This is a genomic window from Kineococcus vitellinus, from assembly GCF_009906315.1.
Classification (GTDB): domain Bacteria; phylum Actinomycetota; class Actinomycetes; order Actinomycetales; family Kineococcaceae; genus Kineococcus; species Kineococcus vitellinus.
Window position 1 is genome coordinate 1 of record NZ_JAAALL010000552.1, and the last position, 1,329, is coordinate 1,329.

General features: G+C 78.8%; 1 protein-coding gene and 1 pseudogene. One reads left to right on the top strand and one right to left on the bottom strand.

All coding sequences use genetic code 11. The annotated features are described in order from the left end of the window. The first annotated feature begins 12 nt into the window (after positions 1 to 12). Positions 13 to 777 carry a class I SAM-dependent methyltransferase gene (locus tag GTQ99_RS23340; RefSeq protein WP_338075217.1) on the top strand — a complete coding sequence of 255 codons (765 nt, stop codon included), beginning with the start codon at positions 13 to 15 and terminating at the stop codon, positions 775 to 777. A 69-nt stretch (positions 778 to 846) separates the two neighbouring features. Here the strand turns inward: GTQ99_RS23340 and GTQ99_RS23345 are convergent. Continuing rightward, positions 847 to 1,329 (bottom strand): annotated as a pseudogene (locus GTQ99_RS23345) (hypothetical protein); the annotation flags it as partial.

The window sequence follows — 1,329 nt, forward strand, 5'->3', positions numbered from 1 at the left end:
ACCATGCCTGGCGTGAGAGAGCTCCCCGACGACGAGCAGCAGCGCGCCGCGCGCCGGCGCGTGCAGGCCCGCTCCTTCGGCGCCGCCGCCGACGTCTACGAGCGCGCCCGCCCCAGCTACCCCGCCGAGGCCCTGGACTGGCTGCTGCCGCCCGGCGCCCGGCGGGTGCTGGACCTGGGCGCCGGCACCGGCAAGCTGACGCGGGCCCTGCTGGCGCGCGGGCTGGAGGTCGTCGCCGTCGAGCCGACCGCCGGCATGCGCGCGCAGTTCCGCGACGTGCTGCCCGGGGTGCCGCTGCTGGAGGGCACCGCGGAGTCGATCCCGCTGCCGGACGCCGACGTCGACGCCGTGCTCGTGGCGCAGGCCTGGCACTGGGTGGACCCCGCCACCGCCGCCCCCGAGGTGGCCCGGGTGCTGCGCCCCGGCGGGCGGCTGGGGCTGCTGTGGAACGTGCGCGACGCCGGGGTGGAGTGGCTGGCGCGCCTGGACCGGCTGCTGCCCGGCCCCGGCGAGGAGCAGCTGGGCAGCCTGGCCCCCCGGGTGGGCCCGCCGTTCGGGCCGGTCGAGCGCTACGACGTGCGCTGGTCGCAGCCGGTGGACGTGGACTCGCTGCTGGACCTGACCCGCTCGCGCAGCTGGGTCATCGCCCTCGACGAGGAGCGCCGCCGGGAGGTGCTGGAGGACGTGCGGGCGCAGGCGCAGGCCCGCCTGGAGGCCGTCGGCCACCTGCAGGTCGACTACGTCACCCGCTGCTCGCGCACCACCACCCCCGCCTGAGCCCCGCTCCCGTGGACAGGTCGTGATCTTCCGCGGTGCACCGCGGAAGATCACGACCTGTCCACAGGGTCAGGGGGCGACGCCGGTGACGAGGCGGACGTCGATGTGCTGCACGCCGTCGGGGCGCTCCTCGAGGACCCGCTCGTCCTCGCCGGTGCGCAGGTCGGCGACGACGCGCGGCTCGCCCACGCCGAGGCGGCGCAGGACCTGCACCGCGTCGGTGTCGCCGCCGGCGGCCACCAGCACGGGGCGACCGCCCGCGGCGCGCACCCGCTCGGCCTGGCGCTGCACGGCCGCCGCCAGCACCGCCCAGTACGCCTCGCTGCCCGGCGCCCCGTCGCGGGTGGCGACCACGAGCGAAGCCGTCGGCACCCCGCAGCCGCCGCGCAGCAGCTGCGGCCACTCGTTGCGCGAGCGCGGGTCGACCGCCAGGGCCACGTCGCCCGGGGCGAAGCTCGCGCACGCCCGCGCCAGCGCCGCCGGCTCGCCGCGCTCGGTGCGCTGCGCCGCCACCGGCAGCGTGGCCGCCGCGGCGGGCACCAGGAGCAGCAG